Annotated in this window: 21 protein-coding genes and 1 pseudogene; 8 read left to right on the top strand and 14 right to left on the bottom strand. The window is 72.0% G+C overall.

Features of this window, described 5'->3' with window-relative positions:
- Both ACFOY6_RS14255 and cydD read right to left on the bottom strand, forming a co-directional pair.
- A pseudogene (locus tag ACFOY6_RS14255) lies at positions 1-522 on the bottom strand (thiol reductant ABC exporter subunit CydC); the annotation flags it as partial.
- A complete protein-coding gene (cydD, locus tag ACFOY6_RS14250; protein WP_379651393.1) occupies positions 519-2,198 on the bottom strand; it encodes a thiol reductant ABC exporter subunit CydD in 1,680 nt (559 codons plus the stop codon). The gene cydD and the pseudogene ACFOY6_RS14255, both read right to left, overlap by 4 nt.
- A 106-nt stretch (positions 2,199-2,304) precedes the next feature.
- On the opposite strand from cydD, the gene ACFOY6_RS14245 reads away from it, so the two are divergent.
- A complete protein-coding gene (locus ACFOY6_RS14245; protein WP_379651391.1) occupies positions 2,305-3,210 on the top strand; it encodes a polysaccharide deacetylase family protein in 906 nt (301 codons plus the stop codon).
- Positions 3,211-3,252: 42 nt separating this feature from the next.
- On the opposite strand, the gene fzlA is transcribed toward ACFOY6_RS14245, so the two are convergent.
- The 4 genes from fzlA to ACFOY6_RS14225 form a co-directional block, all read right to left on the bottom strand.
- Entirely contained in the window at positions 3,253-3,921 is a 669-nt protein-coding gene (fzlA, locus tag ACFOY6_RS14240; protein ID WP_109518308.1) for an FtsZ-binding protein FzlA, read from the bottom strand.
- A gap of 125 nt (positions 3,922-4,046) precedes the next feature.
- Positions 4,047-8,582 carry a glutamate synthase large subunit gene (gltB, locus tag ACFOY6_RS14235; RefSeq protein WP_379651389.1) on the bottom strand — a complete coding sequence of 1,512 codons (4,536 nt, stop codon included), beginning with the start codon at positions 8,580-8,582 and terminating at the stop codon, positions 4,047-4,049.
- 5 nt (positions 8,583-8,587) lie between these two features.
- Positions 8,588-10,024, bottom strand: coding sequence for an NAD(P)-dependent oxidoreductase (locus tag ACFOY6_RS14230; protein ID WP_379651387.1), 1,437 nt, complete (start codon positions 10,022-10,024; stop codon positions 8,588-8,590).
- A 237-nt stretch (positions 10,025-10,261) separates the two neighbouring features.
- Complete coding sequence (locus ACFOY6_RS14225; protein ID WP_379651385.1) at positions 10,262-11,212, bottom strand: complex I NDUFA9 subunit family protein; 951 nt, start codon at positions 11,210-11,212, stop codon at positions 10,262-10,264.
- 202 nt (positions 11,213-11,414) lie between these two features.
- Here ACFOY6_RS14225 and ACFOY6_RS14220 point away from each other — a divergent pair, with 202 nt between their 5' ends.
- Positions 11,415-11,978 (top strand): DUF1013 domain-containing protein, encoded by a 564-nt coding sequence (locus tag ACFOY6_RS14220; RefSeq protein ID WP_109518304.1) that lies wholly within the window; start codon positions 11,415-11,417, stop codon positions 11,976-11,978.
- A 90-nt stretch (positions 11,979-12,068) separates the two neighbouring features.
- Here ACFOY6_RS14220 and ACFOY6_RS14215 read toward each other — a convergent pair whose 3' ends face one another.
- Together ACFOY6_RS14215 and ACFOY6_RS14210 are read right to left on the bottom strand one after the other, a co-directional pair.
- Positions 12,069-12,320, bottom strand: a complete 252-nt coding sequence (locus ACFOY6_RS14215; protein WP_109518303.1) for a DUF3126 family protein — start codon at positions 12,318-12,320, stop codon at positions 12,069-12,071.
- Between the two features lie 166 nt (positions 12,321-12,486).
- Positions 12,487-12,654, bottom strand: a complete 168-nt coding sequence (locus ACFOY6_RS14210) for a YdcH family protein (protein ID WP_379651383.1) — start codon at positions 12,652-12,654, stop codon at positions 12,487-12,489.
- Between the two features lie 230 nt (positions 12,655-12,884).
- Here ACFOY6_RS14210 and ACFOY6_RS14205 point away from each other — a divergent pair, with 230 nt between their 5' ends.
- Both ACFOY6_RS14205 and ACFOY6_RS14200 read left to right on the top strand, forming a co-directional pair.
- Positions 12,885-13,085, top strand: coding sequence for a YdcH family protein (locus tag ACFOY6_RS14205; protein ID WP_109518332.1), 201 nt, complete (start codon positions 12,885-12,887; stop codon positions 13,083-13,085).
- A 161-nt stretch (positions 13,086-13,246) separates the two neighbouring features.
- Positions 13,247-13,756, top strand: a complete 510-nt coding sequence (locus tag ACFOY6_RS14200) for a hypothetical protein (RefSeq protein ID WP_379651381.1) — start codon at positions 13,247-13,249, stop codon at positions 13,754-13,756.
- 145 nt (positions 13,757-13,901) lie between these two features.
- On the opposite strand, the gene ACFOY6_RS14195 is transcribed toward ACFOY6_RS14200, so the two are convergent.
- From ACFOY6_RS14195 to def, 5 genes are all read right to left on the bottom strand, one after another.
- Complete coding sequence (locus tag ACFOY6_RS14195; protein ID WP_109518301.1) at positions 13,902-15,017, bottom strand: OmpA family protein; 1,116 nt, start codon at positions 15,015-15,017, stop codon at positions 13,902-13,904.
- 177 nt (positions 15,018-15,194) lie between these two features.
- Entirely contained in the window at positions 15,195-16,328 is a 1,134-nt protein-coding gene (locus ACFOY6_RS14190; protein WP_379651379.1) for a 5-(carboxyamino)imidazole ribonucleotide synthase, read from the bottom strand.
- Positions 16,325-16,780, bottom strand: a complete 456-nt coding sequence (gene purE / locus ACFOY6_RS14185; protein ID WP_379636135.1) for a 5-(carboxyamino)imidazole ribonucleotide mutase — start codon at positions 16,778-16,780, stop codon at positions 16,325-16,327. Before purE ends, ACFOY6_RS14190 begins: the two co-directional genes overlap by 4 nt.
- A 180-nt stretch (positions 16,781-16,960) precedes the next feature.
- Positions 16,961-17,542: a COQ9 family protein gene (locus ACFOY6_RS14180; RefSeq protein ID WP_379651377.1), complete on the bottom strand. Its 582-nt coding sequence runs from the start codon at positions 17,540-17,542 to the stop codon at positions 16,961-16,963.
- Complete coding sequence (def, locus tag ACFOY6_RS14175) at positions 17,539-18,075, bottom strand: peptide deformylase (RefSeq protein ID WP_109518298.1); 537 nt, start codon at positions 18,073-18,075, stop codon at positions 17,539-17,541. Before def ends, ACFOY6_RS14180 begins: the two co-directional genes overlap by 4 nt.
- Positions 18,076-18,283: 208 nt before the next feature.
- Between def and rpsU the strand changes: the two genes are divergently transcribed.
- The 4 genes from rpsU (at position 18,284) to ACFOY6_RS14155 (ending at position 23,507) form a co-directional block, all read left to right on the top strand.
- Positions 18,284-18,487 (top strand): 30S ribosomal protein S21, encoded by a 204-nt coding sequence (gene rpsU / locus ACFOY6_RS14170; RefSeq protein ID WP_007006360.1) that lies wholly within the window; start codon positions 18,284-18,286, stop codon positions 18,485-18,487.
- Between the two features lie 284 nt (positions 18,488-18,771).
- A complete protein-coding gene (locus ACFOY6_RS14165; RefSeq protein WP_245906557.1) occupies positions 18,772-19,851 on the top strand; it encodes an efflux RND transporter periplasmic adaptor subunit in 1,080 nt (359 codons plus the stop codon).
- A 13-nt stretch (positions 19,852-19,864) separates the two neighbouring features.
- Positions 19,865-22,948, top strand: a complete 3,084-nt coding sequence (locus ACFOY6_RS14160) for an efflux RND transporter permease subunit (protein ID WP_379651374.1) — start codon at positions 19,865-19,867, stop codon at positions 22,946-22,948.
- An 85-nt stretch (positions 22,949-23,033) separates the two neighbouring features.
- A complete protein-coding gene (locus ACFOY6_RS14155) occupies positions 23,034-23,507 on the top strand; it encodes a hypothetical protein (protein WP_379651372.1) in 474 nt (157 codons plus the stop codon).
- On the opposite strand, the gene ACFOY6_RS14150 is transcribed toward ACFOY6_RS14155, so the two are convergent.
- Positions 23,488-24,909 carry an MFS transporter gene (locus ACFOY6_RS14150; protein ID WP_245906555.1) on the bottom strand — a complete coding sequence of 474 codons (1,422 nt, stop codon included), beginning with the start codon at positions 24,907-24,909 and terminating at the stop codon, positions 23,488-23,490. The genes ACFOY6_RS14155 and ACFOY6_RS14150 overlap by 20 nt on opposite strands.
- Between the last annotated feature and the right edge of the window lie 28 nt (positions 24,910-24,937).

Genomic DNA, 24,937 nt, shown 5'->3' with positions numbered 1-24,937 from the left:
CTCCAGCTGCGGCAGCAGGGCCGCGATGGCGGCCAGCGCCGGCTCGGCGGCGCCCAGCAGCACCGCCACCGCCAGCACCACCGCGATGGCGGCGGCGCCCGGCACCAGGGCGCGCAGATACAGCCCGTCCAGCGCCTCGACATCGGAGACGAGGCGGCCCAGCAGGTCGCCGGCGCCGCGCAGGCCGAGGCCGGCGGGCAGGCGCTCGGCCAGCCGGCGGAAGAACCAGATGCGGGTGTCGGCCAGGGCGCGGAAGGTGGCGGAATGGGTGACCAGCCGCTCCAGGTAGCGGGCGCCGGGGCGCAGCACCATCAGCGGCCGCAGCAGCAGCAGCGAGCCGATGGCGGCGCCGGTCAGCGCGCCGGTCCGCAGCCCCTCAGAGACGCCGCGCCCGGCGAAGGCCAGCAGCGCCACTCCCGCCAGCGCCGCCAGCACGGCCATGGCCACGCCGGCCAGCAGCCAGGCGCGGCGCGCCCGCCACAGGCCGAGCACACGGGTCAGGTCCTGCCGCATGGCGCTCATTCCCCGGCCATCCGGGAGAGGATGGCGCGGCCCTGCTCGAGTTCCAGTGCGCGGCTGAAGCGGGCGCGCAGCGCCGGCGAATGGGTGGCGATGATGGCGGTGCGCCCGGCGCAGAGGCGGCGCAGGCTGTCCAGCACCTGCGCCTCCGTGCCGGGGTCCAGATGCGCGGTGGGCTCGTCGAGCAGCACCAGCGGCGTGTTGCGCAGGAAGGCGCGGGCGATGGCCACGCGCTGCGCCTGCCCGCCGGAGAGGCCATAGCCCCCCTCGCCCACCAGCGTCTCCAGCCCCTCGGGCAGGGCCGTGGCGAATTCCGTGACATGCGCGGCGCGGGCGGCCGCCTCCACCTCGGCCGGCGTCGCCTCGGGGCGGGCGAGCAGGATGTTCTCGCGGATGCTGGCGCGGAACAGGTGCGCCTTCTGCCCGACATAGGCGGAGAGGCGGCGCAGCTCGGCCGGGCGCAGCGTGGTGGCGTCCCGCCCGTTCAGCGCGATGCGCCCGCCATCGGGGGCGCGGAAGCCCATCAGCAGCCGCAGCACGGAGGACTTGCCGGAGCCGGAGGGACCGGCCAGCACCAGCGCCTCGCCCGGCAGCACGCGGAAGGAGAGGTCGGTCAGGGCCGGGCCGCGTGCCGGGTCGTAGGTCAGGCCGACATGCTCGAAGGTGACCACCACGCTGGGCGGAATCTCCGCCAGTTGCAGCCCGTCCTCCTCATCCGGCCCGTCCAGCAGCGGGGCCAGGGCGGCGGCGGCGCCGTTGGCCGACATGCGCTCGTGATAGGCGGCGGAGAAGGCGCGCAGCGGCGCGAAGAAGCCCGGCACCATCAGCAGGCAGAACAGCGCCGCCTGCGGGTCCGGGTGGCCGCCCACCAGCAGGTTGCCGTGCCGCCAGGCGAGGCAGCCCAGCACCGCGGCGAAGATCACCTCCAGCACCAGCCCGGAGAGGAAGGCCACGCGCAGCACCCGCATGGTGCGGCGGCGCAACTCGTCGGCGGCGGCGCCGAGGGACTGCGCCTCGGCCTCCTGCCGGCGGAACAGCACCAGCTGCGGCAGGCCGCGCATGCGGTCGAGGAAGCGCCCCGAGAGCGCCTGCAGCGCGTCGAACTGCTGCCGGCTGGCCAGGGCGGCGCCGATGCCGGTCAGCGCCATGCCCACCGGCACCATGGCGCCGGCGGCGAACAGGATCACGCCGCTCAGCGGGTCCTCGGTGGCGACGGCGACGGCGATCAGCAGCGGCCCGGCGGCGGCCAGCGCCGCGGCGGGCAGCCAGCGGGAGAAATAGCCGTCCAGCGCCTCGATGCGGTCCACCACCAGGGCGGCGCGCTCGCCCACCGGGCGCTCATCGGCGGGGCCGGCGCGCAGCAGGCCGGCGCCGGCGCGGCGGCGCAGCCCGGCGCGGGCGCTGGCGCCGGCATCGGCCTGCGCGCGCTCCTGCGCCACGGTGAGGCCGGTGGCGAGCAGCGCCAGCGAGGCGGCGCCGGCCAGTTCGGCCCAGCCGCCATCGCCATGGCCGAGCAGCGCGGCCAGCACGGTGGCGATCAGCCAGGCCTGGGCGATGCCGCAGGCGATCGAGGCAAGGCCGAGCAGGATGGGTCGCGCCAGCCGCGCCCGGCCCGCACGGGCGGTCGCGGAGAGCAGGGCGCGGGCCCGGGCCGCCTCGGCCGGCGGGGGCTTGGACATGGCCGGGTTCTAGCGGTTTTCACGCGCAGGGGGAACCGCGCAGGCATGTGGCCTGCCCCTTGCTAAGCGGGGCTGTGTTTTGCTGTGCTTTTGCGGAGACGATTCCATGCTGCCCAGCCACGGCCGCTACGACTACCACCCCTGGCGCGGCCGCCCCGCCTATGCCTGGCCGGGAGAGAGGCGGCTGGCGGTGTATCTCGGCCTCAACCTGGAGCACTTCGCCTTCGGGCAGGGGCTGGGGGCGGAGCTGGCGCCCGGGCCCAATGGCGGCGGCGGCCCGCAGCCGGACGTGCTGAACTACGCCTGGCGGGACTATGGCAACCGCGTCGGCGCCTGGCGGATGCTGGACATGCTGGACGAGCTTTCGCTGCCCGCCACCGTGCTGCTGAACAGCGCGATGTATGACTACGCCCCCCAGCTCGTCGCCGCCCACCGCGCGCGGGGCGACGAGATCGCCGGCCATGGCCGCACCAACAGCGAGCGGCAGAACACCCTGGGCGAGGCCGCCGAGGCGCTGCTGATCGCGGACTCCACCGCCGCCATCGCCGCCGCCGAGGGAGCGCCGCCGCGCGGCTGGCTCTCCCCCTGGATCGCCGAGAGCGCCTTCACCCCGGACCTGCTGGCCGAGGCCGGCTACCGCTACACGCTGAACTGGTGCGCCGACGACCAGCCCATCTGGATGCGGACACGGGCGGGGCGGCTGCTCGCCATCCCCTACCCGCAGGAGGTGAACGACATCCCCGCCATCGTCGCCCGCAAGGACGGGGCGGAGCAGTTCGCGGCGATGATCGTGGCCGATTTCGAGGAAAGGCTGCGGCAGGTGGCGCGGGACGGGCAGCCGCAGGTGATGGGCATCGCGCTCCACCCCTACCTGGTCGGGCAGCCCTACCGGCTGCGGGCGCTGCGCGGGGCGCTGGAGCGGATCGTGGCGGAGCGGGACGAGGTCTGGATCACCACCGCCGGCGGCATCCTCGACCATGTGCTGACACTGCCCGAGGGGGTGGTGCCCTGAGGCGGCGCCGGGGGGGGGAAGCCCCTCCCCCGGCGCGGTTCCTCAGAAGTCGAGGTCAGCGTAGTGGACGGGCGGGTTCACGCCGCTCACCCGGTCGGCCAGCAGCGAGCGGAAGGCGGGGCGGGACTTCACCCGGGCATACCAGTCCTTGGCGCTCTCGTTCAGCGACCAGTCGAGGTCGCCGATATAGTCCAGCGTCGAGAGATGCGCGGCGGCGGCGAGGTCGGCCAGGGAGAGGGCGTTGCCGGCCAGCCAGAGCCGCGTCTCGGCCAGCCAGCCGAGATAGTCCAGATGCGGCTTGAGGTTGGCGTAGCCGGCGCGGATCGCCGCCGCATCCGGGTTGCCGCGGCCGAGCAGCCGCTTCATCTGCTTCTCGTAGAGCAGGTTCTCCGTCACCTCGCGGGCGAACTTGCCGTCGAACCAGGCGACGAGGCGGCGCACCTCCGCCCGCTCCCCCAGCGTGCGGCCGAGCAGCGGCAGGTCCGGATAGGCCTCGTCCAGATACTCGCAGATGGCGTAGCTGTCGGCCAGGACGAGGCCGTTCTCCTCCTCCAGCACCGGCACGGTGCAGGCCGGGTTCAGGTGCAGGAATTCCTCCCGCCGCTCCCAGACCCGCTCGACCCGCAGCTCGAACGGAATGCGCTTCTCACTCAGGACCAGACGCACTTTGCGCGCATAGGGGGAGAGAGGCAGATGGTAGAGGATTCGCATGCACCGCGCCGGAACTGGAAGGGGCGGCGCTTATCGCACGCCGCCCCCCCTGTCGCAAAGATGGTACTCACGAAATCGTGAGCGCGTAACCGGCCTTTCAGCCGCCGGTCACGCAATCTTGGCCATTATTCCGCCGCGATCGCCACGGCCTCCATCGGCTGCGGCAGGTAGCGGGCATATTCCTTCGGCACCACCTGCCAGAAATGGCCGCGCTCGCTGTCCCAGTCGTTCAGCAGCCGCGCCGCGTGGCGGGAGCCGGTCTCGGCCGCGTGGCGGGCGATGAGCGCCTGCAGCACCCCTTCCCAATGGGCCGAGCCGAGTCGGCGCCAGAGCAGCGTGTCCGGGTTCAGGCGCTGCTCGAAGGTGCCATCCGCGTCATAGACGAAGGCCTGGCCGCCGGTGAAGCCGGCGCCGAAATTGTCGCCCACGCTGCCGAGGATGACCACCACGCCACCGGTCATGTACTCGCAGCCATTGGCGCCGACGCCCTCGACCACCGCCGTGGCGCCGGAGTTGCGGACGGCGAAGCGCTCCCCCGCCTGGCCGGCGGCGAAGAACTCGCCCGCCGTCGCGCCATAGAGGCAGGTGTTGCCGACGATGGCGTTCTCGTTCCAGACCAGCGGCGAGGAGGGCGCCGGCCGCACCACGATGGTGCCGCCCGAGAGGCCCTTGCCCACATAGTCGTTGGCGTCGCCCAGCACCTCGAGCTTCAGCCCGCGCACGGCAAAGGCGCCGAGCGACTGCCCGGCCGAGCCGCGCAGCCGCACCGTCAGGTGCCCGGCCTGCAGCCCCTCCATGCCGAACTTGCGGACGATCTTGCTGCTGATCTTGGTGCCGATGGCGCGGTGCGTGTTGCGGATGTTGTAGGCGAGCTGCATCTTCTCGCCCCGCTCGAACAGCGCGGCGGCGTCGCGGATCATGTCGGCGTCCAGCGTCTCCGGCACCTCGTTGCGGCCCTCCAGCGTGCAGTGGCGCGCATAGGGGCCGGCATCGGCCTGCACCAGCAGCGGGTTGAGGTCGAGGTCGTCGAGGTCCTCGGCGCCGCGGCTGACCTGCTTCAGCAGGTCGGTGCGGCCGATCACCTCCTCCAGCCGGCGGAAGCCGAGCCCGGCCAGGATCTCGCGGATCTCCTCGGCGATGAAGGAGAACAGGTTGATGACCTTCTCCGGCGTGCCCTCGAACTTCTGCCGCAGCGCCTCGTCCTGGGTGCAGACGCCGACGGGGCAGGTGTTGGAGTGGCACTGCCGCACCATGATGCAGCCCATCGCCACCAGCGAGGCGGTGCCGATGCCGAATTCCTCGGCGCCCAGCATGGCGGCGATCACCACGTCGCGCCCCGTCTTGAGGCCGCCATCGGTGCGCAGCTTCACCCGGTGGCGCAGCCGGTTGAGCAGCAGCACCTGGTGCGTCTCGGACAGCCCCATCTCCCAGGGCAGCCCGGCATACTTGATGGAGGAGACCGGCGAGGCGCCGGTGCCGCCCGAATGGCCGGAAACCAGGATGGCATCCGCCTTGGCCTTGGCCACCCCCGCTGCGATGGTGCCGATGCCCGAGCGGGACACCAGCTTCACGCAGACCGTCGCCTCGGGGTTGATCTGCTTCAGGTCGTAAATGAGCTGCGCCAGATCCTCGATCGAGTAGATGTCATGGTGCGGCGGCGGGCTGATCAGGGTGACGCCCGGCGTGGCGTGGCGCAGCTTCGCGATGATGCCGGAGACCTTGAAGCCGGGCAGCTGCCCGCCCTCGCCGGGCTTGGCGCCCTGCGCCACCTTGATCTCGATCTCCTTGCAGTTGTTCAGGTACTCGGCGGTGACGCCGAAGCGGCCCGAGGCGATCTGCTTGATGGCGGAGTTGGCGTTGTCGCCATTGGCGCGCGGCCGGGCGCGGGCCGCGTCCTCGCCGCCCTCGCCGGAATCCGAGCGGGCGCCGATGCGGTTCATGGCGATGGAGAGCGTCTCATGCGCCTCGGGGCTCAGCGCGCCGAGCGAGATGCCGGGCGCGACGAGGCGCTTGCGGATCTCGGTGATGCTCTCCACCTCCTCGATGGCGATGGGCCTGCGCGTCTCGGCGCGGAAGTCGAGCAGGTCGCGCAGCGCCACGGGCGGCAGCTTGCGCACCGCGTCCGAGTAGCGCTTGAAGGTCTGGTAGCTGTCCGTCTCCACCGCGTGCTGCATCATGTGGATCAGGCTGCCCTCGAAGGCGTGCGCCTCGCCGCGGCGGCGCAGCTTGTAGAGGCCGCCCACCGAGAGCACCGGCGTGTCGCCCTGCCAGGCCTTGCCGTGCATCGCCAGCACCCGCCGGGCGATGCCCGAGAGGCCGATGCCCGAGATGCGGCTCTGCATGCCGGGGAAGAACTCGCCCACCAGCGCGCGGGAGAGGCCGATCGCCTCGAAGTTCATGCCGCCGCGATAGGAGGAGAGGACGGAGATGCCGATCTTGGACATGATCTTGAGCAGCCCCTTGTCCACCGCCTTGCGGTAGGAGGCCACGCAGTCCTTCAGCGACTTCTGCCCGAACAGGCCGCGGCGGTGCCGGTCGGCGATGCTCTCCTGCGCCAGGTAGGCGTTCACCGTGGTGGCGCCGGCGCCGATCAGAACCGCGAAGTAGTGCACGTCCATGCACTCGCCGGCCCGCACGTTCAGGCTGGTGAAGGTGCGGAGGGAGTGGCGCACCAGATGCGTGTGCACCGCGCCCACCGCCAGGATCATCGGGATGGCGGCGCGCTCGGGGCCCTGCTTCTCATCGGTGAGGATGACATGGGCGCAGCCGGAGCGGACCCCCTCCTCCGCCTCGCGGCGGATGCGCTCGAGCGCGCGGCGCAGCCCGGCCTCGCCCTCCGCCACGGGGAAGGTGCTGTCCACCTCGCAGGCGGTGTCGCCCATGTAGCCGCGCATCGCCGCGAACTCGGCGTTGGAGAGCACGGGGCTGTCCAGCATCAGCATGTCGCACTGGGTCGGGTCCTCGTCGAGGATGTTGCCCAGGTTGCCGAGGCGGGTCTTGATCGTCATCACCCGCGTCTCGCGCAGGCTGTCGATCGGCGGGTTGGTCACCTGCGCGAAGGTCTGCCGGAAGTAGTGGTGCAGGCCGCGATAGTGGTTGGAGAGCACGGCGATGGGCGTGTCGTCGCCCATCGAGCCGATCGCCTCGGCCGCCTCCTCCGCCATCGGGTGCAGGATGGTCTCGAGGTCCTCCAGCGTCACGCCCATGGCGAGCTGGCGGCGGCGCAGCGCCTCGCCGGAGAGCGCCGGCGCCTCGTCCACCTCGGCGCGCACGATGTCGTCGATGCGGGTGGTGCGGTTCACCCAGTCGCCGAAGGGGTGGCGGGCGGCGAGCAGGTCCTTCAGCGCGGTGTCGCCGTAGAAGCGCGCCTCGTCGAGATCGACGGCGATGCACTGGCCGGGACCGACGCGGCCCTTGGCGACGATCTCGCTCTCCGCCACCTTCACCATGCCGGTCTCGGAGCCGACGATCAGCAGCCGGTCGCTGGTGACGGTGTAGCGGATCGGGCGCAGCCCGTTGCGGTCGAGGCCGGCGATGGCCCAGCGTCCGTCGGTGGCGCACACCGCCGCCGGGCCATCCCACGGCTCCATCACCGCGTTGCAGTACATGAACAGGTCGCGGTGCGCCGCCGGCATGGTGGCGTTGCTGCCGATGCTCTCGGGGATCAGCATGGCCTTGGCCATCGGCGCGTCGCGCCCGCCGCGGACCAGCAGCTCGAAGACGTTGTCGAGCGTGGCGGTGTCGGAACCGCCCGCCTGCACCACCGGCTTGATGTCCTCCATGAAGGGGTCGAGCAGGCTGTGGGCGAGCCGCGTCTCGTGGCTCTTCATCCAGTTGATGTTGCCGTGGACGGTGTTGATCTCACCGTTGTGGGCCAGCATCCGGAAGGGCTGGGCGAGGCGCCAGGTGGGGAAGGTGTTGGTGCTGTAGCGCTGGTGGTAGATGGCGAAGCGGCTGACGAAGCGCTCGTCCAGCAGGTCGGGGTAGAAGTCGGTCAGGTTCTCGGCGAGGAACATGCCCTTGTAGATGATCGAGCGGGCGGAGAGGCTGCACAGGTACAGCTCCGGCACCTGGGCCAGCAGGGCCTGCTTCTCGATCCGGCGACGGATGACGTAGAGGTCGCGCTCCATCGTCGCAATGTCGCGCTGCTCCGGGTCGTAGATCAGGATCTGCTCGATCTCGGGCCGCGTCGCATTGGCCTTCTCGCCGATGCAGGAGACGTCGATCGGCACCTGGCGCCAGCCATAGATGCTGTAGCCGGCGTTGAGGATCTCGGTCTCGACGATCTGGCGGCAGCGCTCCTGCGCCGAGAGGTCGGTCTTGGGCAGGAAGACCTGGCCCACCGCGATGCGGCCCGGGCGCAGCCGGTCGCCGCCGCGCTCCACCACCTCGGCGAAGAAATCCTGCGGGATCTCGATATGGATGCCGGCGCCGTCGCCGGTCTTGCCGTCGGCGTCCACGGCGCCGCGGTGCCAGACGGCCTTCAGCGCGTCGATGCCGGCCTGCACCACGTCGCGCCGCGGCTTGCCGTCGAGCGCCGCGACGAGGCCGACGCCGCAGGCATCGTGCTCCATGACGTCCACATGCGCGCTGCCGGAGAGCAGCGCGGCGCTGCGGGCATAGGTCTCGGCGAAGGCCTCGCCGTTCTCGAACTGGGTCATGTCGCTCACTCCGCCGCCATCGCCGGCGCGCTCTTGGCCGCCACGTACTTCTCGATCTGGTCGGCCGCGTCGCGGCCGTCGCGGATGCCCCACACCACCAGGCTGGCGCCGCGCACGATGTCGCCGGCGGCGAAGACGCCCGGCAGGTTCGTCATCATGCTGCGGCGGTCCACCGTCAGCGTGCCCCAGCGGCTGACCGTCAGGCCGGGCTCGCCGAACAGGGTGGGCAGGTCCTCAGGGTCGAAGCCCAGCGCCTTGATGACGAGGTCGGCCGGCTCGGCGAAGGCGCTGCCGGGGATCGGCTCCACCTGCTGGCGGCCGGTGGCGTCGGGCAGGCCAAGATGCATCCGCACCGCGCGCACCGCCGAGACATGCCCCTCCCCCTCGAAACCCTCCGGCGCGCAGAGCCAGGCGAAGCGCACGCCCTCCTCCTCGGCGTTGTTCACCTCGCGCATGGAGCCGGGCATGTTCGCCTTGTCGCGGCGGTAGAGGCAGGTGACGCTCTCGGCGCCCTGGCGGATGGCGGTGCGGACGCAATCCATCGCCGTGTCGCCGCCGCCGATCACCACCACCTTCTTGCCGGCCGCGTTCAGCGCGCCGCTCTCGAAGTCCGGCACGGCATCGCCGAGGCCCTGGCGGTTGGAGGCGGTCAGGTAATCGAGGGCCGGGACGATGCCGCCCAAATTGGCGCCCGGCCCGCCGATGTCACGCGCCTTGTACACGCCGGTGGCGATCAGCACCGCGTCGTGCTTCGCGCGCAGCTCCGCCAGGGTGATGTCGCGGCCGATCTGGCAGTTCAGCACGAACTCGATGCCGCCCTCCGCGTACTGCGCGTGGCGGCGCAGCACGACCTCCTTCTCCAGCTTGAAGTTGGGGATGCCGTAGATCATCAGCCCGCCGACGCGGTCGTAGCGGTCATAGACCGTGACCTGCCAGCCGCGCCGCCGCAGCCGCTCGGCCGCCGCCAGCCCGGCCGGGCCGGCGCCGACGATGCCGACGGAATGCGCCACCTCGCGCGTGGGCGTCGGCGGCTTCACCCAGCCCTGCTCCCAGGCGGTGTCGGTGATGTACTTCTCCACCGCGCCGATGGTGACGCTGTCGAAGCCCTTCTCGATGACGCAGTTGCCCTCGCAGAGACGGTCCTGCGGGCAGACGCGGCCGCAGATCTCGGGGAAGGTGTTGGTGGCGGCGTTCACCTCGTAGGCTTCCTCCAGCCGCCCCTCGGCCGTCAGCTTCAGCCAGTCCGGGATGTGCTGGTTCAGCGGGCAGTGGATGGAGCAGAAGGGCACGCCGCACTGGCTGCAACGGCTGGCCTGGGCGCTGGCGCGCTCGGCGCTGAAGCGCTGGTAGATCTCGCCGAAATCCTGCCGTCGTGCCTCGGCCGAGCGCTTGTCCGGCGTCTGTTGCGAAAGGCGGACGAATTGCAGCATGCGCTCGGCCATGGGCACGGGTCCTTCGGCAGGCAGGTCGGACTAGGGACCGAGGGCGCTCGCCGCCACGGCGCAGGGGCGCCGGGCGGGGCTTTCACCCCGGCCGACGCAGCTTTGCCATAGTCAGGGACCATGCGCGAGTCCTATTCGCGCCGAAAAGTCAGCGATGCTTACCTTTAAAATAGCCCGGGTATCGGAAAAGGCCGGGTCACGAGAAACCGTTCCGACCAATAGGTCCGATTCGGTCAATCAGGAGGGGATGACCGACCGCCGCCCCCCGCCGGGCCGGAAGCGCGCCAGATAGCCCGGCACCACCGCCTCCATCGCCTGCGGCACGATACCGAGCGCCTCCAGCCCTTCGGCCCCGGGCGAGACGACATTGTCGCGGCGCAGCTGGGCGAGCTGGTCGCGCGTCAGCGGCGGGCTGGGCAGGAACTCGCCCAGCCGGGCCTGCAGCCGCACCAGCCCGTCCGGCAGGGCGACGAGGCGCTTCGGCCGGCCCGTCACCTCCAGCACATAGCCCATCAGCTCGCGGAAGCTCGCGACGCGCGGCCCGCCCAGCTCATAGGTGCGGCCCGCCGCCTCCGGCCGGCGCGTGGCGGCGAGGATGGCCTCCGCCACATCGCCCACATTGACGGGCTGGAACTTCGTGGCGCCGCAGACCACCGGCATGAAGGGCAGCAGCTGCGCCATATTGGCGAAGCGGTTGAAGAACTGGTCCTCGGGCCCGAAGATGATGGAGGGCCGCAGGATCACGGCGCGGGGGAAGGCCGTGCGCAGCGCCGCCTCGCCCGCCGCCTTGCTGCGGGCATAGGCGCTTTCGCTGTTCGGGTCGGCGCCGATGGCGGAAACATGCACCACATGCTCCACCCCCGCCGCCGCGGCGGCGCGGCCGATGCGGCCCGGCAGCTCGCCCTGCAGGCGCTGGAAGTCGCCGCGCCGCTTCTCGGCCAGGATGCCGATCAGGTTGACGACCAGCGTGGCCCCTTCCACCGCCCGCGCCAGCGCCGCGTCCGAGCGCAGATCCGTGGCCCAGGGCACCACCTGGGCCAGCCGGCCCTGCGTCATCATCGGCCGCACCGCCTCCGGGTTGCGGGTGATCACCCGCACCTCGTAATCCTGCCGCGCCAGGCGCGGAACTAGGTGCCGGCCGATGAAGCCCGCCCCGCCGAACACCACCGCAAGACGTCGTTTGGTCATGCCCTGAACTCCAGCTCGTCCTCTGCCTGGACGATATGGGGCGGCCCGGGCAGCGCCAAGCATGCGGTGCCGGCCACATTCTCGCCAAGCGTTCAGGCCGGCCGATGCGCTCGGGCTTTGACCCTCTCCCTCCCCCTCTCTATATGCAACGGCATCCGGGGCGTGGCCGCGCGACCCGCCCGACAGACTTGTAAGGTTTCCGATGACCCTGCCGCTGATGCCGAAGGCCACCGCTGTGTGGCTCATCGAGAAGACGTCCCTGAGCTTCGAGCAGATCGCCGACTTCGTCGGCATGCATCCGCTGGAAGTGCAGGCGATCGCCGATGGCGAGGTCGCGCAGGGCATCGTCGGCTACGACCCGGTGCAGAACAGCCAGCTGCGGCGCGAGGAGATCGCCCGCTGCGAGGCCGACCCGAATGCCCGGCTGCGGCTGATGGAGACCGCCAGCCCGGTGCCGAAGAGCCGCGGCAAGGGCGCGCGCTACACCCCCGTCTCCAAGCGCAACGACCGGCCGGACGCCATCGCCTTCCTGCTGCGCAACTTCCCGCAGCTCTCCGAGGCGCAGATCGGCAAGCTGCTCGGCACCACCAAGGATACCATCGCCAAGGTGCGCGACCGCACCCACTGGAACAGCGCCAACATCAAGCCGCGCGACCCGGTGATCCTCGGCCTGTGCAGCCAGTCCGACCTGAACGCGGCGGTGCTGGCCGCGGGCGGCAACCCGGCCGCGCCGGCGGCGCTGGGTGAGGACGAGGACGCCGCCTGATCCCCGGCGGCGGGCGGGGCCATGCCCCATCGCCGCCCTCCTGCCCCGCCCTCCTCGCCTGGCCCGGCCCTGCCGGGCCGGCTCCGCGCCTCAGGCGCGGCGGCGCGGCGGCGCCTTGTCCGCCTTCGGCGCGGGCGGCAGGTCTTCCTCCAGGATGGTCAGGTGGAGGGAATAGGAGATTTCCCCATCCTCGGTATCGCGATGCAGCGTGCCGATGACCTCGTCCTCCACCGCCACCTCGACGGACAGGCCGGGCCTGGCCGGGCGCAGGATGTTGATGCGCTCCGTGCCGAAGAGGCGACGCAGATAGGTCTGCACCCGCGTGATGTCCGAGGCTTCCATGCCGTGCAACGTGCTCCTTGTGGGGGTCGCGGGCTTATAGGCCCTGGTTGTCCCCTTTACCTAGGGCCCGGAACACGGATTGCGAGCCGAAGCGTCACGGAGCCGACATACGAAATGCCCCCGTGGCATCATGGCCACGGGGGCACCCTTTCGCCAAACGCCGTGGTCAGCGGCCGGCGCTCAGCCTGTGCATCTCTTCCTTGAGACGGAGTTTGGCCCTTTTCAGGCGCGAGAGCGCCCCCGGATCGGGCTGCGGGCGATTTCCCTCCTCGGCGATCTGCCGTTCGAGCGTGGCGTGACGCTCCTGCAGGCTGCGCAGGCGGGGCTGTTGCATCATCGGCGCGCTATCCTCCAGCCAGGGTTGACCCGGGAAGCCTGGAACCGGCGACGATCGGGCCGCCGGTGGGCCCCCGAGGCGTGGGCTTCGCTGTCCCGGTCTCTTCGCGACCCTGCCATGACCCTGGCAGCCCCGGCGACCGATAGACCATGCTGGGCGACCACGCCCGGACATGATATGGCGCTTTCCCACCCAGATGCGACTCAAACCGACAACCCATGAGGCTCATCCTGGCCGACCGTGAAAGCCTGCTCCGCCGCCTGCACGAGCTCCGCAGCGAGCATCGTGACCTGGACACCGTGATCGCGCGCCTGGAGACCTCCCTTCTGGACCAGCTTCAGCTCCAGCGGCTGAAGAAGCGCAAGCTCAAGCTGAAGGACGAGATCGCCTGGCTGGAAAGCCGGCTGGTGCCCGACATCATCGCCTGAGCCCCGCGCGCCTGGGGCGCGCCTCATCCGGCATCTTCAAGCCTGGCCGGAAGCGGTTGTGAACAAACCGCTTTGCCCTATCGCGCCCGATCCCGCTTCTGATATGATCCCGTAACGGGGCCACCGCCCCGACCAGCTTCGGGATGGGGGTCCCGGCCGCGATGACGAAAATCCGCACGATCCTGGCCGGCGCCCTGGCGCTGGCCGTCAGCTCGCCCGTGGCGGCGCAGACCTGCCTGCAGCCGGCGGAGCAGACCGCCTTCTCGGTGCGGGCGCTGCAGAGCCAGTTGATGGTGGTGGCGCTCTCCTGCGGGCAGCACGACCATTACAACGCCTTCGTGACCCGTAACCAGCGTGAGCTGGGCCAGGCCTACCGGCAGGTGGCGGCGCATTTCCGGCGCGTGCATGGCGCGGGCGGCCAGCGCCAGCTCGACCAGTTCATCACCACCCTGGCCAATGCCCAGTCGCAGGAAGGCATCCGCCAGGGCTCGCATTTCTGCCAGAACGCGGCGCCGCTCTTCCAGCAGGCGCTGGCGGCGAAGCCCGACCTGGCCGGGCTGGCGGCGCTCTCCAGCGGCCAGGCCGTGCCCAACCCCTACAGCCCGGCTGCCTGCCCGGTGCGCACGGCCCAGGCGCCGCGCCAGACCCAGGTCGCCGCCGCAACGCGCTGATTCCCGCCCGGGTATCGGAGACAGAAAAAGGCGCTGCCAGCCGGCAGCGCCTTTTTCATGCCTGGGCGCGGAAGCGCCAGGCGAACGAAAAAAGGGGCGCCTCGCGGCGCCCCCCTCTCGTTCCGTGCGGAACCGTTCTGCGGGATTAGCGCAGGACGATCTCGACGCGGCGGTTCTGCGGCTCGCGCACGCCGTCGGCCGTCGGGACCAGCGGGCGGCTCTCGCCGAACGCCTGGACCGTGATGGCGGAGCGGGCAACACCCAGGCGGACCAGCTCGGCGGCGACCGCGTCGGCGCGGCGCTGCGAGAGGCGCTGGTTGTACTGCGGCGAGCCCGAGCGGTCGGCGTGGCCGGCCACTTCGATGCGGGTCGCCTGCACGCGGCTGCTGTTCTGGGCGGCCTCGGCGATGATCTGGCGGGCGCGGTCCGTCAGGTCGGCGCGGTCGAAGTCGAAGAACACCAGGTAGGTGCGGGCCGGGGCCGGGGCAGCGGCGGGCGCGGGGGCCACGACCGGCACGGGCGCGGCCGGCACCGGCTGGTTGAAGGCGTAGCGCAGGCCGATGAAGGCGGAGTGGTTGTAGTTGTCCACCTCGACCTTGGTGCGGGTCGCGGCGCCGGTCACCGAGCGGGACACCGCGGTGAACTCGGGCTGCAGCGTGCCGAGGAAGCGGTACTCGGCGGTGATCGCCAGGCCGGGGACGGCGGCGATCGGGAAGGCGGCGCCGACGATGCCCTGGAAGGCGAAGGTGCCTTCCTCGTCGTCGATCGTCACGCTGTTCAGCGCGGCGTTGCCGGCGTTGCCGCGGCTACGGACGGTGTCGTAGTCGTGCCACACATAACCGGCGCCAGCGCCGATGTAGGGGACGATCGGCAGGCCCAGGTTGAAGTCGTACAGGGCGTTCGCCATCACGCCGTAGCTGCGGGCCGTGCCGCCGATGCCCGGCAGCGGGCCGGCATTGGTGGACAGCGACGAGACGTCGTTCTCGCGGTAGTTGCCCTCGATCTCGGCGCGGACGCCGTTGCCGAAGCCGTAGCCCAGGCTGACGACACCGCCGAAGCCGTTGTCGAACTCGCCGTCGAGCTTGCGCGAGGGGCCACGGGCCGTGCCCAGGACGCCGCCGCCGGAGACGGAAATGTCCGAATCCTGCAGGTAGTTATAGCCAGCGCCAGCGCCGACATACACGCCCGTGACAGGCTGCGCCTGAGCCGCGAGCGGCAGCGCCAGAACGGTCGCGGCCAGAAGCGCCTTCTTGAGGCTCATTAGAATTCTCCTCGATCCACCAGAGGCATGCTCGCTGCGCTCATCCGCGAAGGTCATCCCTCGAGTCCGGCGCCGCGTGTGACTTCAATTAGCACTACCTTCGCCGGTGTGCAGCACAGGCTCCGGAGTTTCCGCCACGCTGTGGCAGCGGCGCCACAGGCGGGGTGGGCATTTTGGTCACAGGTCCGAGAGCAGCGCCGCGTCTCCGGCCGTCTCAAGGCTTCCCAGGGGGAAAATCCGGTTCGCATGGCCCATTTTGCGGCCCTCGCGCGCCGCGGCCTTGCCGTAGAGATGCACGGAAATGTCGGGGCTGCCCTGCAACAGCGGCAGCTTCGCCATGCCCTCCGGGCCCACAAGGTTGCGCATCACCGCGTCCGAATGGCGGCGCGGGCTGCCCAGGGGCAGGCCGGCCACGGCGCGCATGTGCTGGTGGAACTGGCTGGCCTGGCAGGCATCCATCGTCCAGTGGCCGGAATTGTGCGGGCGCGGGGCGATCTCGTTGCCCAGCAGCCGGCCATCCGCCAGCAGGAAGAACTCCACCGCCAGCACGCCCACGAGTTCCAGCGCCGCCGCCACACGCGCCGCGTGCGCCCGGGCCGACTCGGCCACAGCCTGCGGGATGCGCGCCGGGGCGAAGGACAGGTCCAGGATGTGGTGGTGGTGGCGGTTCTCCACCGCGTCATAGACCGCCGTGGCGCCCTCCGCGCCGCGCGCGGCCACCGCCGAGATCTCCTGCGTGAAGGGCACGAAGGCTTCCAGGATCAGCGGCTTCGGCTCCAGCCGGGCGAAGGCGGCCGCGGCCTCCTCCGGCGCGCGGATCACCGCTTGGCCGCGCCCGTCATAGCCGAGGCGGGTGGTCTTCAGCACCGCCGGCAGGCCGATCTCGCCGATCGCCGCCTCCAGCTCCGTCAGGCTGTGCACGGCGCGCCAGGGCGCCACGGGCACGCCCGCCTCGCCGAAGAACGCCTTCTCCTGCAGCCGGTCCTGGCAGACGGCCAGCGCCTTGCGCCCGGGGCGGCAGGGCACCAGCGGCTCCAGGATCTCCAGCGTGCGGGCGGGGACGTTCTCGAACTCGAAGGTGACGACGTCGACGGCGGCGGCGAAGGCGGCCAGCGCCTGCGGGTCCTCGTAGCCGGCCACGGTGCGGGCGGCGGCCACCTGCATCCCCGGGCTGTCCGCTTCCGGCGCGTAGATGTGGCAGCGATAGCCCAGCTCGGCGGCGGCCAGGGCCGACATGCGGCCGAGCTGCCCGCCGCCCAGGATGCCGATGGTGCTGTTGGGCGGCAGCGGGAAGCCGGGCTTCGGGCTCATGCCGGCTCCTCCGCCACGGCGGCGGTCTGCTCGGCGCGGAAGGCGTCGAGCCGCGCGGCCAGGGCCTCGTCGGTGGTGGCCAGCATGGCGGCGGCCAGCAGCGCCGCGTTCACCGCCCCCGCCCGGCCGATGGCCAGCGTGCCCACCGGGATGCCGGCCGGCATCTGGACGATGGAGAGGAGGCTGTCCATGCCCTTCAGCGCGTGGCTCTCGACCGGCACGCCGAGCACCGGCAGGCGGGTCATCGCCGCCGCCATGCCGGGCAGGTGGGCGGCGCCGCCCGCGCCGGCGATGATGGCGCGCAGGCCCCGTCCGGCGGCGCCGGTGGCATAGTCATAGAGCCGCTGCGGCGTGCGATGGGCGGAGACCACCCGCGTCTCGTGCGCGATGCCGAGCCGGCCGAGCGTCTCCGCCGCGTGGCGCATCGTCTCCCAGTCCGAACGGCTGCCCATGATGATGCCGACCAGCGGCGCGGGAGGGGATTGGGTCACGGGAGGGGATCCTGCGGCAGTAGAGACCAGGCGCCGGGCTGTGCCGCGACAGGGCCGGAATGTCCACCGCAAAACGCGAATCCACCCCCCCCGGCCGGGCAGGCAGGACTGCCGCCCGGCCTGCCCTGCCCTTCCGCCGGCTCAGGCGGCGCGGCGGGGGCGGTTGAGGCGGGCCACCTCCGCCAGCCGGCGGTCGAGGAAGGCGAGCGTGGCCTGCCGCTCCGGGTCCGGGTCCTGCAGCCAGTAGGCCAGGGTGGCGGCATAGACGCCGGCCAGCGTCGCGCGTCGGGTATAGAAGGAGATGTCGGCCGAGGCGTCGCCGGCGGCGAGCCACATGGCGTCCACCGTGCGGGCGGTGGCGCGGGCGGCGGCGGGGGCGTTCCAGGGCAGCGCCAGCAGTGCCACGGCGCGGCGCACCGCCTCCTTGTGCGGCGCCTGCCGCTCCAGCCGCAGCGCGACCAGCGCCCGGATGCGCTGCGAGACCCGCAGGGACTCGATGCCCCGCGTGGCGGCCTCCTCGGCCATGCCGCGGTCGGCGAGGTCGGCCCAGGCTTCCACCATCCCCACCGGGCCGCGCGGGAACAGCCAGGCGGCGGCATCGGGGTTGCCGCCCGTGGCGGCGAGGCCGGCCCGCAGGGCGGCCCGGCTCCAGCCCAGCCGGGGCACATGCGGCAGCATGGCCCGCAGGGCCTCGTCGCGCTCGGCGCTGCGCTCCAGGCTCATCGGGCGGCCACTCCCTCGGCGCGGGCGGCGGCGCTGTGCTGCGCCACGGCGGCCCGGCTCAGCTCGTCGGTGAAGCCGAACAGGCCGAGGTCGCTCATGCGCATCGGGTAGAGCACGCCGTTCAGGTGGTCGTATTCGTGCTGCATCACGCGGGCGAGCAGGCCCTCCGCCTCGCCCTCCACCGAGTCGCCCTCGATGTCGAGGCCGCGGAAGGCGATGCGCGCGGCGCGCTCCACATTGCCGCGCAGGCCGGGGATGGAGAGGCAGCCCTCCCAGCCGCGCTGGTCCGGCGGCGTCAGCAGCTCGATCTCCGGGTTGATCAGCGCGGCCACGCTGTCGCCGTTGCGCCAGACAAAAATGCGTGACGGAACATGCACCTGCGGCGCCGCCAGGCCCAGGCCGCCGGCATCGAGCATGGTCTCGGCCATGTCCTGCACCAGCCGCCGCACCTCGGAGCTGGTTGGGTCGGCCACCGGCTCGGCGGCGCGGAGCAGCACAGGGTGGCCCATGCGGGCGATTTTCAGGATGGCCATGCGCGGTCTCCGTTGCGGGAGTCCTAGAATTGGGAGGCAGGGGCGCGGCGGGAAGGGCTTTCAATCTGCGCGCGGCCCGTGCTAAACGCCGCGGACCTTGCAGGAAGGCACGGGCGCGGTTGGCCCGTCGCTTCGTGCTTTTCGTTTTCACACAACCTGGTTTGCCCAGAGAGCTGACCAGGCCTGCTCATAGAGGATACCGCACAGCGTGCAGGTCGTCGTTCGGGACAACAATATCGATCAGGCCCTCAAGGCCCTCAAGAAGAAGCTGCAGCGCGAAGGCGTCTTCCGCGAGATGAAGCTGCGCCGCCACTACGAGAAGCCCTCCGAGCGCCGCGCCCGCGAGGCCGCCGAGGCCGTTCGCCGCGCCCGCAAGGTCGAGCGCAAGCGGCTGGAGCGCGAGGGCTTCTGAGCCCCCTGCCCTGGCGGGCGTCCCTCCCCTCGGGAGGACGGGCTGGCCAGGGACCGGTTTCAAGGCGGCATGCCCCGCGCATCCGCCGCCTTCCTGAACGGCGACAACCCGCCCGGCCCCTGGCCTGGCGGGTTTCGTCGTCTGGATGCAAATTTTTGTTGCGTCGTGTAACGGATGCTTTGCGGCGGTGCGCAACGGCCCTACCGTCCCGGTCCATGCAGTCACCGCGTTCGCTTTTCCCCCTGCTGGCGGGCGCGTTCAGCGCCGGGCTGGCAATTCTCTCCATGCCCGCGCCGCTCCATGCCCAGGCGCCGGCAGGGCCTCCCGCCATTCCCGTCGTGGTCAGCGCCGCCGAGCGCGGCCCGGTGCCGCTGGAGATCACCGCCAACGGCAATGTGGTGGCCGAGGCCACGGTCTCCGTCCGCAGCCGGGTGGACGGGCAGATCCAGAAGCTGCACGTGCAGGAAGGCCAGCGCGTCGAGCGGGGTCAGGTGCTGTTCACCCTTGATTCCCGCATGGCCCAGGCGCTGCTCGCCCAGCAGGAGGCGCAGCTGGCGCGCGACAAGGCGCTGGCGCTGCGCGCCCGCTCGGACGCCACGCGCTACACCGCGTTGCGCGGCGAGGGCTTCGCCGCCGCCCAGCGCTACGAGCAGGCGCAGGCCGACGCCGCCGCGGCCGAGGCCAATGTGAAGGCCGGCGAGGCGCTGATCTCGCAGACCCGGCTGACGCTGGACTACGCCACCATCCGCGCCGAGCTGGATGGCCGCCTCGGCGCCCTGCCCATCACCGAGGGCAACCTGGTGCGCGCGGGCGAGAGCACGCCGCTCGCCACCATCACCCAGACCGACCCGATCCAGGTGCAGTTCTCCGTGCCGGAGCGCTGGCTGCCCGAGATCAAGGAGGCGATGCGCCAGGGCGAGCCGCCCGTCACCGCCCACCCGCCGGGGGACCGCCACCCGCCGGTGCGCGGCAGCCTCGTCTTCGTCGACAGCCAGGTGGACACCACCTCCGGCACGGTGCAGCTCAAGGCCCGCTTCCCCAACCCCGACAACGCGCTGTGGCCGGGGCAGTACGTCAACGTGGTGCTGGTGCCGCGGGTGGAGCCGGACGCGCTGAGCGTGCCCGTGCAGGCCGTGCAGACCGGCAGCGAGGGCAGCCGCTACGTCTATGTGGTGGATGCCGAGAGCCGCGCCCGCCGCCGCGCCGTGACGATGCGCCGCGTGGTGGGCGGCCGCGCCGTGCTGGAGGCCGAGATCGCCGCCGGCGACAAGGTGGTGATCGAGGGCACGCAGCTCCTCTCCGACGGCGCCCGCGTGGCCGAGCGCCCCGGCCGCGCCACCCCGCCCCGCCCCCCGCAGAGCTGAAGGCCCCGCCGCGATGCACCTCTCCGAGCTTTGCATCCGCCGCCCGGTGATGACCGGGCTGCTGGCCGTGGCGGCGATCATCGCCGGCATCGTGGCCTATCTTCAGCTGCCCGTGGCGGCCGTGCCACGGGTCGATTTTCCCGTCATCTCGGTCAGCGCCAGCCTGCCCGGCGCCAGCCCGGAGACGATGGCCAACTCGGTGGCGCTGCCGCTGGAGCGCGAATTCTCCACCATCGCCGGCATCGACCAGATGTCCTCCACCAGCGGCCAGGGCACCACCCAGATCACGCTGCAATTCGTGCTCGGCCGCGACATCGACGCGGCGGCGCTCGACGTGCAGTCCGCCCTCTCCCGCGCCCAGCGGCGCCTGCCGGCGGAGATGACGACGCCGCCCAGCTTCCGCAAATCCAACCCGGCCGACGCGCCGGTGGTGCTGCTGAACCTGCGCGGCGGCGACGTGCCGCTCTACCGGCTGAACGAGGTGGCGGCGGTGCTGATCTCCCCCGCCCTCTCCCGCATCCCGGGCGTCGCGCAGGTCATCACCTATGGCGAGCAGAAATACGCCGTGCGGGTGCAGCTCGACCCGGACCGGGTGGCGGCGCTTGGCCTCGGCTTCGACGAGGCGCAGCGCGCCATCGCGGCGGCCAACTCCAACACCCCCGTCGGCACGCTGAACGGCCCGCGCCAGCAGCTCACGCTCCGCGCCAACGACCAGTTGCAGGACGCGCAGGAATTCGGCCGCCTCATCATCGGCGGCCGGCCCAACGCGCCGATCCGCGTGCAGGATGTGGCCACGGTGGTCGACGGGGTGGAGAACAACCGCATCGCCGCCTGGATGAACGGCACGCGCGGCCTGACGCTGGCCGTGCAGCGCCAGCCGGACGCCAACACGGTGGAGGTGGTCGATGGCGTGAAGGCGGCGCTGCCCGCCCTCCAGGCCGCACTGCCGCCGGGCGCCGAGATCACCGTGATGCTGGACCGCTCCGTCTCGATCCGCGACGCGGTGCACGACGTGCAGCACCACCTGATGATCGCCATCGGGCTGGTGGTGCTGGTCATCTTCCTGTTCCTGCGCAAGGTCAGCGCCACGCTGATCCCGGGCATCGCGGTGCCGATCTCGCTCGCCGGCACCTTCGGGCTGATGTACGCGCTGGGCTACGGCATCGACAACATCACCCTGCTCGGCCTGACGCTGGCCGTCGGGCTGGTGGTGGACGACGCCATCGTGATGCTGGAGGCCATCGTCCGGCACATGGAGGAGGGGATGCAGCCCTTCGCCGCCGCCATCCGCGGCGCGAAGGAGATCGGCTTCACCATCATCTCCATCACCCTCTCGCTGATCGCGGTGTTCATCCCGATCCTGCTGATGGGCGGCGTGGTGGGGCGGGTGTTCAACGCCTTCGCCGCCACGGTCTCGCTCGCCGTCATCGTCTCCTGCGTGGTCTCCCTGACGCTCACGCCGCTGATGGCCAGCCGCCTGCCCGCCCATGGCAAGCCCAGCCGCTTCGACGCCGCGCTGGAAAAGGGCTTCCAGGCGGTGGAGCGCGGCTATGGCTGGATGCTGGACAAATCGCTGCGCTTCCGCCCGCTGGTGTGGCTGACCTTCCTGGCCTCGATCGGCCTGTCCGTCTGGCTGGCGGTGAGCATCCCCAAGGGCTTCTTCCCCGTGGAGGATACCGGCCTGCTCAGCGTCGGCACCGAGGGGCCGCAGGATGCCTCCTTCGACGACATGGCGACCCGGCAGGAGCGCGTGGCCGAGATCATCCGCGCCCATCCCTCGGTGGAGCGGGTGAACTCGATCGTCGGCATCGGCGGCAACAGCCAGGCGCTGAACCAGGGGCGCATGTTCGTGCAGCTCAAGCCGCGCGCCGAGCGGGCGCCGATCGGCGCGCTGATCCAGGAGCTGCGCCGGCAGACAGGCGGCATCCCCGGCATGCGGGTCTACTTCAACCCGATCCAGAACCTGAACTTCGGCGCCCGCTCCTCCCGCACCCTCTACCAGTACACGCTGCAGGGGCTGCGCTCGGAGGAGCTGTACGACTGGTCCGAGCGCATGGCCACGGCGCTGCGCCGCCTGCCCGAGCTGCAGGACGTGAACACCGACCTGCAGATGGCCGCCCCCATCCTCTCGGTGAATGTGGACCGGGACCGCGCCGCGGCGCTCGGCGTCACGGTGGACCAGGTGCGGCAGGCGCTCTACTCGGCCTATGGCGCGCGGCAGATCAGCACCATCTTCGGCGCGTCCGACAGCTACTCGGTCATCCTGGAGGCGCTGCCGCGCGACCAGCAGGACGAGAGCGGCCTCTCCAAGATCTATCTCCGCAGCAGCAGCGGGCGGCTGGTGCCGCTGGCCGGCATCGCCCGCATCGAGCGGCGCGTGGGTCCGCTCACCGTGGCGCACCAGGGGCAGCTGCCCGCCGTCACCATCGGCTTCAACACGCCGCCGGGTGTGGCGCTGGGCCAGGCCACCCAGGCCATCGCCCAGGTGGAGCGGGAGCTGGGCCTGCCTCCCACCATCGTCACCGGCTATGCCGGCACGGCGCAGATCTTCCAGCAGGCGCTGGCGGGCCAGGGCATGCTGCTGCTGGCCGCCGTGCTCATCATGTACCTGGTGCTGGGCGTGCTCTACGAGTCGCTGGTGCACCCGCTCACCATCCTCTCCGGCCTGCCGCCGGCGGCGCTGGGGGCGCTGGCCACGCTGTGGTGGTTCGGGCTCGAGCTGTCCGTCATCGCGGTGATCGGCGTGCTGCTGCTGATCGGGCTGGTGAAGAAGAACGCCATCATGGTGGTGGACGTGGCGCTGGCCCGGCAGCGCGCCGGCGAGGACCCGCTGACCGCCGTGCGCGAGGCCAGCATCATCCGCTTCCGCCCGATCATGATGACGACTCTGGCAGCGGCGGCGGGCGCGCTGCCGATCGCCGCCGGCTGGGGCGCGGCGGCCGAGCTGCGCCAGCCGCTGGGCCTCGCCGTGGTGGGCGGCCTCGCCGTCTCGCAGGCGCTGACCCTGTTCGTGACGCCGGTGCTCTACCTCGCCTTCGAGGGGCTGGCGCGGCGCTTCAGTCGCGGCCCGGCCGGGGCGCACCAGCCGGCGGAATAGGGCCGCCGCATCCGCGGCGCCCGGCCGCGCGTTCACCCCCCGTGGCGGCCCGCCTCCCGGGCCGCGGAGCGGGAAAGGCGGCGGGATGATCCGGTGGATGGTGGCGGGGCTGCTCGGCGGCCTGGCCGGCGGCGTGGCGACGTCCGTGGCGATGAAGGGCGGCCGCCATGCCGGCCTGCTGCACGACACGCTGGACCGGCGCGGCGAGGACTGGCTGGACCGCATGGCCGGCGCCCGCGGGCGGCTGGGCGAGGCCGGCACGACGCTGCTGGAGCAATCCGGCCACGGCATGGCCTCGCTGGCCTTCGGCGCCGGCTACGGCGCCCTGCGCGCGCAGCTTCCGCACGGCTCCCCCGCCCTGCTCGGCGCCGCCTACGGGGCCGGGCTCTACGCGGTGGGCATCGCCGGCATCGCGCCGCGCCTCGGCATCACCGAGGGCGAGCGGCGGGCCGGCCCCGCCCTGGCGGCGCAGCGGCTCGGCATGCATGTGCTGTTCGGCCTGGCCACCGCGCTGGTTGCCGAAGCGGCGCATGCGCGCCTCAGCGCCTCCGGCCGCTGACGATCCCCTCCCCCGCGTCCCGGGGCAGGCTGACCGAGAGCGGCGCCGCCAGCAGGGTCAGCAGCGCGCCCACCAGGAAGGCCGCGGTGAAGTCCGGCATGGCGGCGGCGTCGCGCCCGGCGAAGGCCATGCTCACCTGCAACGAGGCGGAGGCCACCACCACGCCGAGCGCCAGCGGCAGCTGCTGCGCCGTGCTGTAGAGGCTGGTGGCGGCGGAGAGCTTCTCCTGCGGCACGTCGGCATAGGCCAGGGTGTTGAGGGTGGTGAAGTGCAGGCTGCGGAACAGCCCGCCCAGCAGCAGCACCACGAACACCGCCGCCATCGGCCAGCCGGGGCGGAAGGCGGCGCAGGCGGCGATGGTCAGCGCCGCGCAGACGGCGTTCCAGATCATCACGTTGCGGAAGCCGAAGCGGCGCAGCGCGAACTGCGCCATCGGCTTCATGGCGAAGGCGCCGAGGGCGGTGGCGAAGCTCACCATGCCGCTCTGCGCCGCGCTGGCGCCGAAGCCGAGCTGCAGCGTCAGCGGCACCAGGAAGGGCACGGCGCCGGCGCCGATGCGGAACACCAGCCCCGCCGTGTGCGGCGCGCGGAAGCTCGGGATGGCGAGCAGGCTGAAATCCAGCGCCGGGTTCGGCGTGCGCCGGCAGTGCCACACCGCCAGCGCCGAGAGCCCGAAGCCGGCGGCCAGCAGCACCTCCGGCACGCCGGGCGGCAGCAGGCCGCGGCCCAGCGTCTCGAAGGCGGCCATCAGCGCGGCGAGCGCCGTGCCCACCAGGGTCAGGCCGCGCAGGTCGGGCGGCGGCGGCAGGCTCGGCGGCAGGGCCGGGATGATGCGCCAGACCAGCAGCAGCCCCAGCATGCCGACGGGGATGTTGATCCAGAACACGGCGCGCCAGGAGATCAGGTCGGTGAGCAGCCCTCCCACCGGCGGCCCCAGCAGCGGCCCCAGCAGCCCCGGCATGGTCAGCCAGGTGGTGACGGAGAGCAGCTCCTCCTTGCGGATGCGGCGCAGCAGCAGCAGCCGCCCCACCGGCACCATCATGGCGCCGCCGAGGCCCTGCAGGGCGCGCGCCGCCACCATCTCGGCCAGGTTGTCCGCCAGGCCGCAGAAGGCGGAGGCCACGGTGAAGGTGGCGATGGCCGCCATGAACACCTGCTTGGCGCCGAACCGGTCCGCCACCCAGCCGCTGAGCGGGATGAACACCGTCAGCGCCACCAGATAGGTGGTGATGGCCACCCCCATGGTGACGGGCGGCTCGCCTAGCGAGCGCGCCATGGCCGGCAGGGCGGTGGCCACCACCGTGCCGTCGAGGTTCTGCATGAACAGGGCGCTGGCCACGATGGCGGCCATCACCCGCGGGTCGGGGATTTTCGATTCGGGAAGCTTCGTTTCGTCGGGCACGCGCCCAGGCTAGGACCGTCCCGCGCGA

Origin of the sequence: Teichococcus aestuarii (assembly GCF_042651065.1) — a bacterium.
Classification (GTDB): domain Bacteria; phylum Pseudomonadota; class Alphaproteobacteria; order Acetobacterales; family Acetobacteraceae; genus Pseudoroseomonas; species Pseudoroseomonas aestuarii.
Note: the sequence above shows the minus strand (reverse complement) of the source record. Positions and strands in the feature narration are given on the sequence as shown.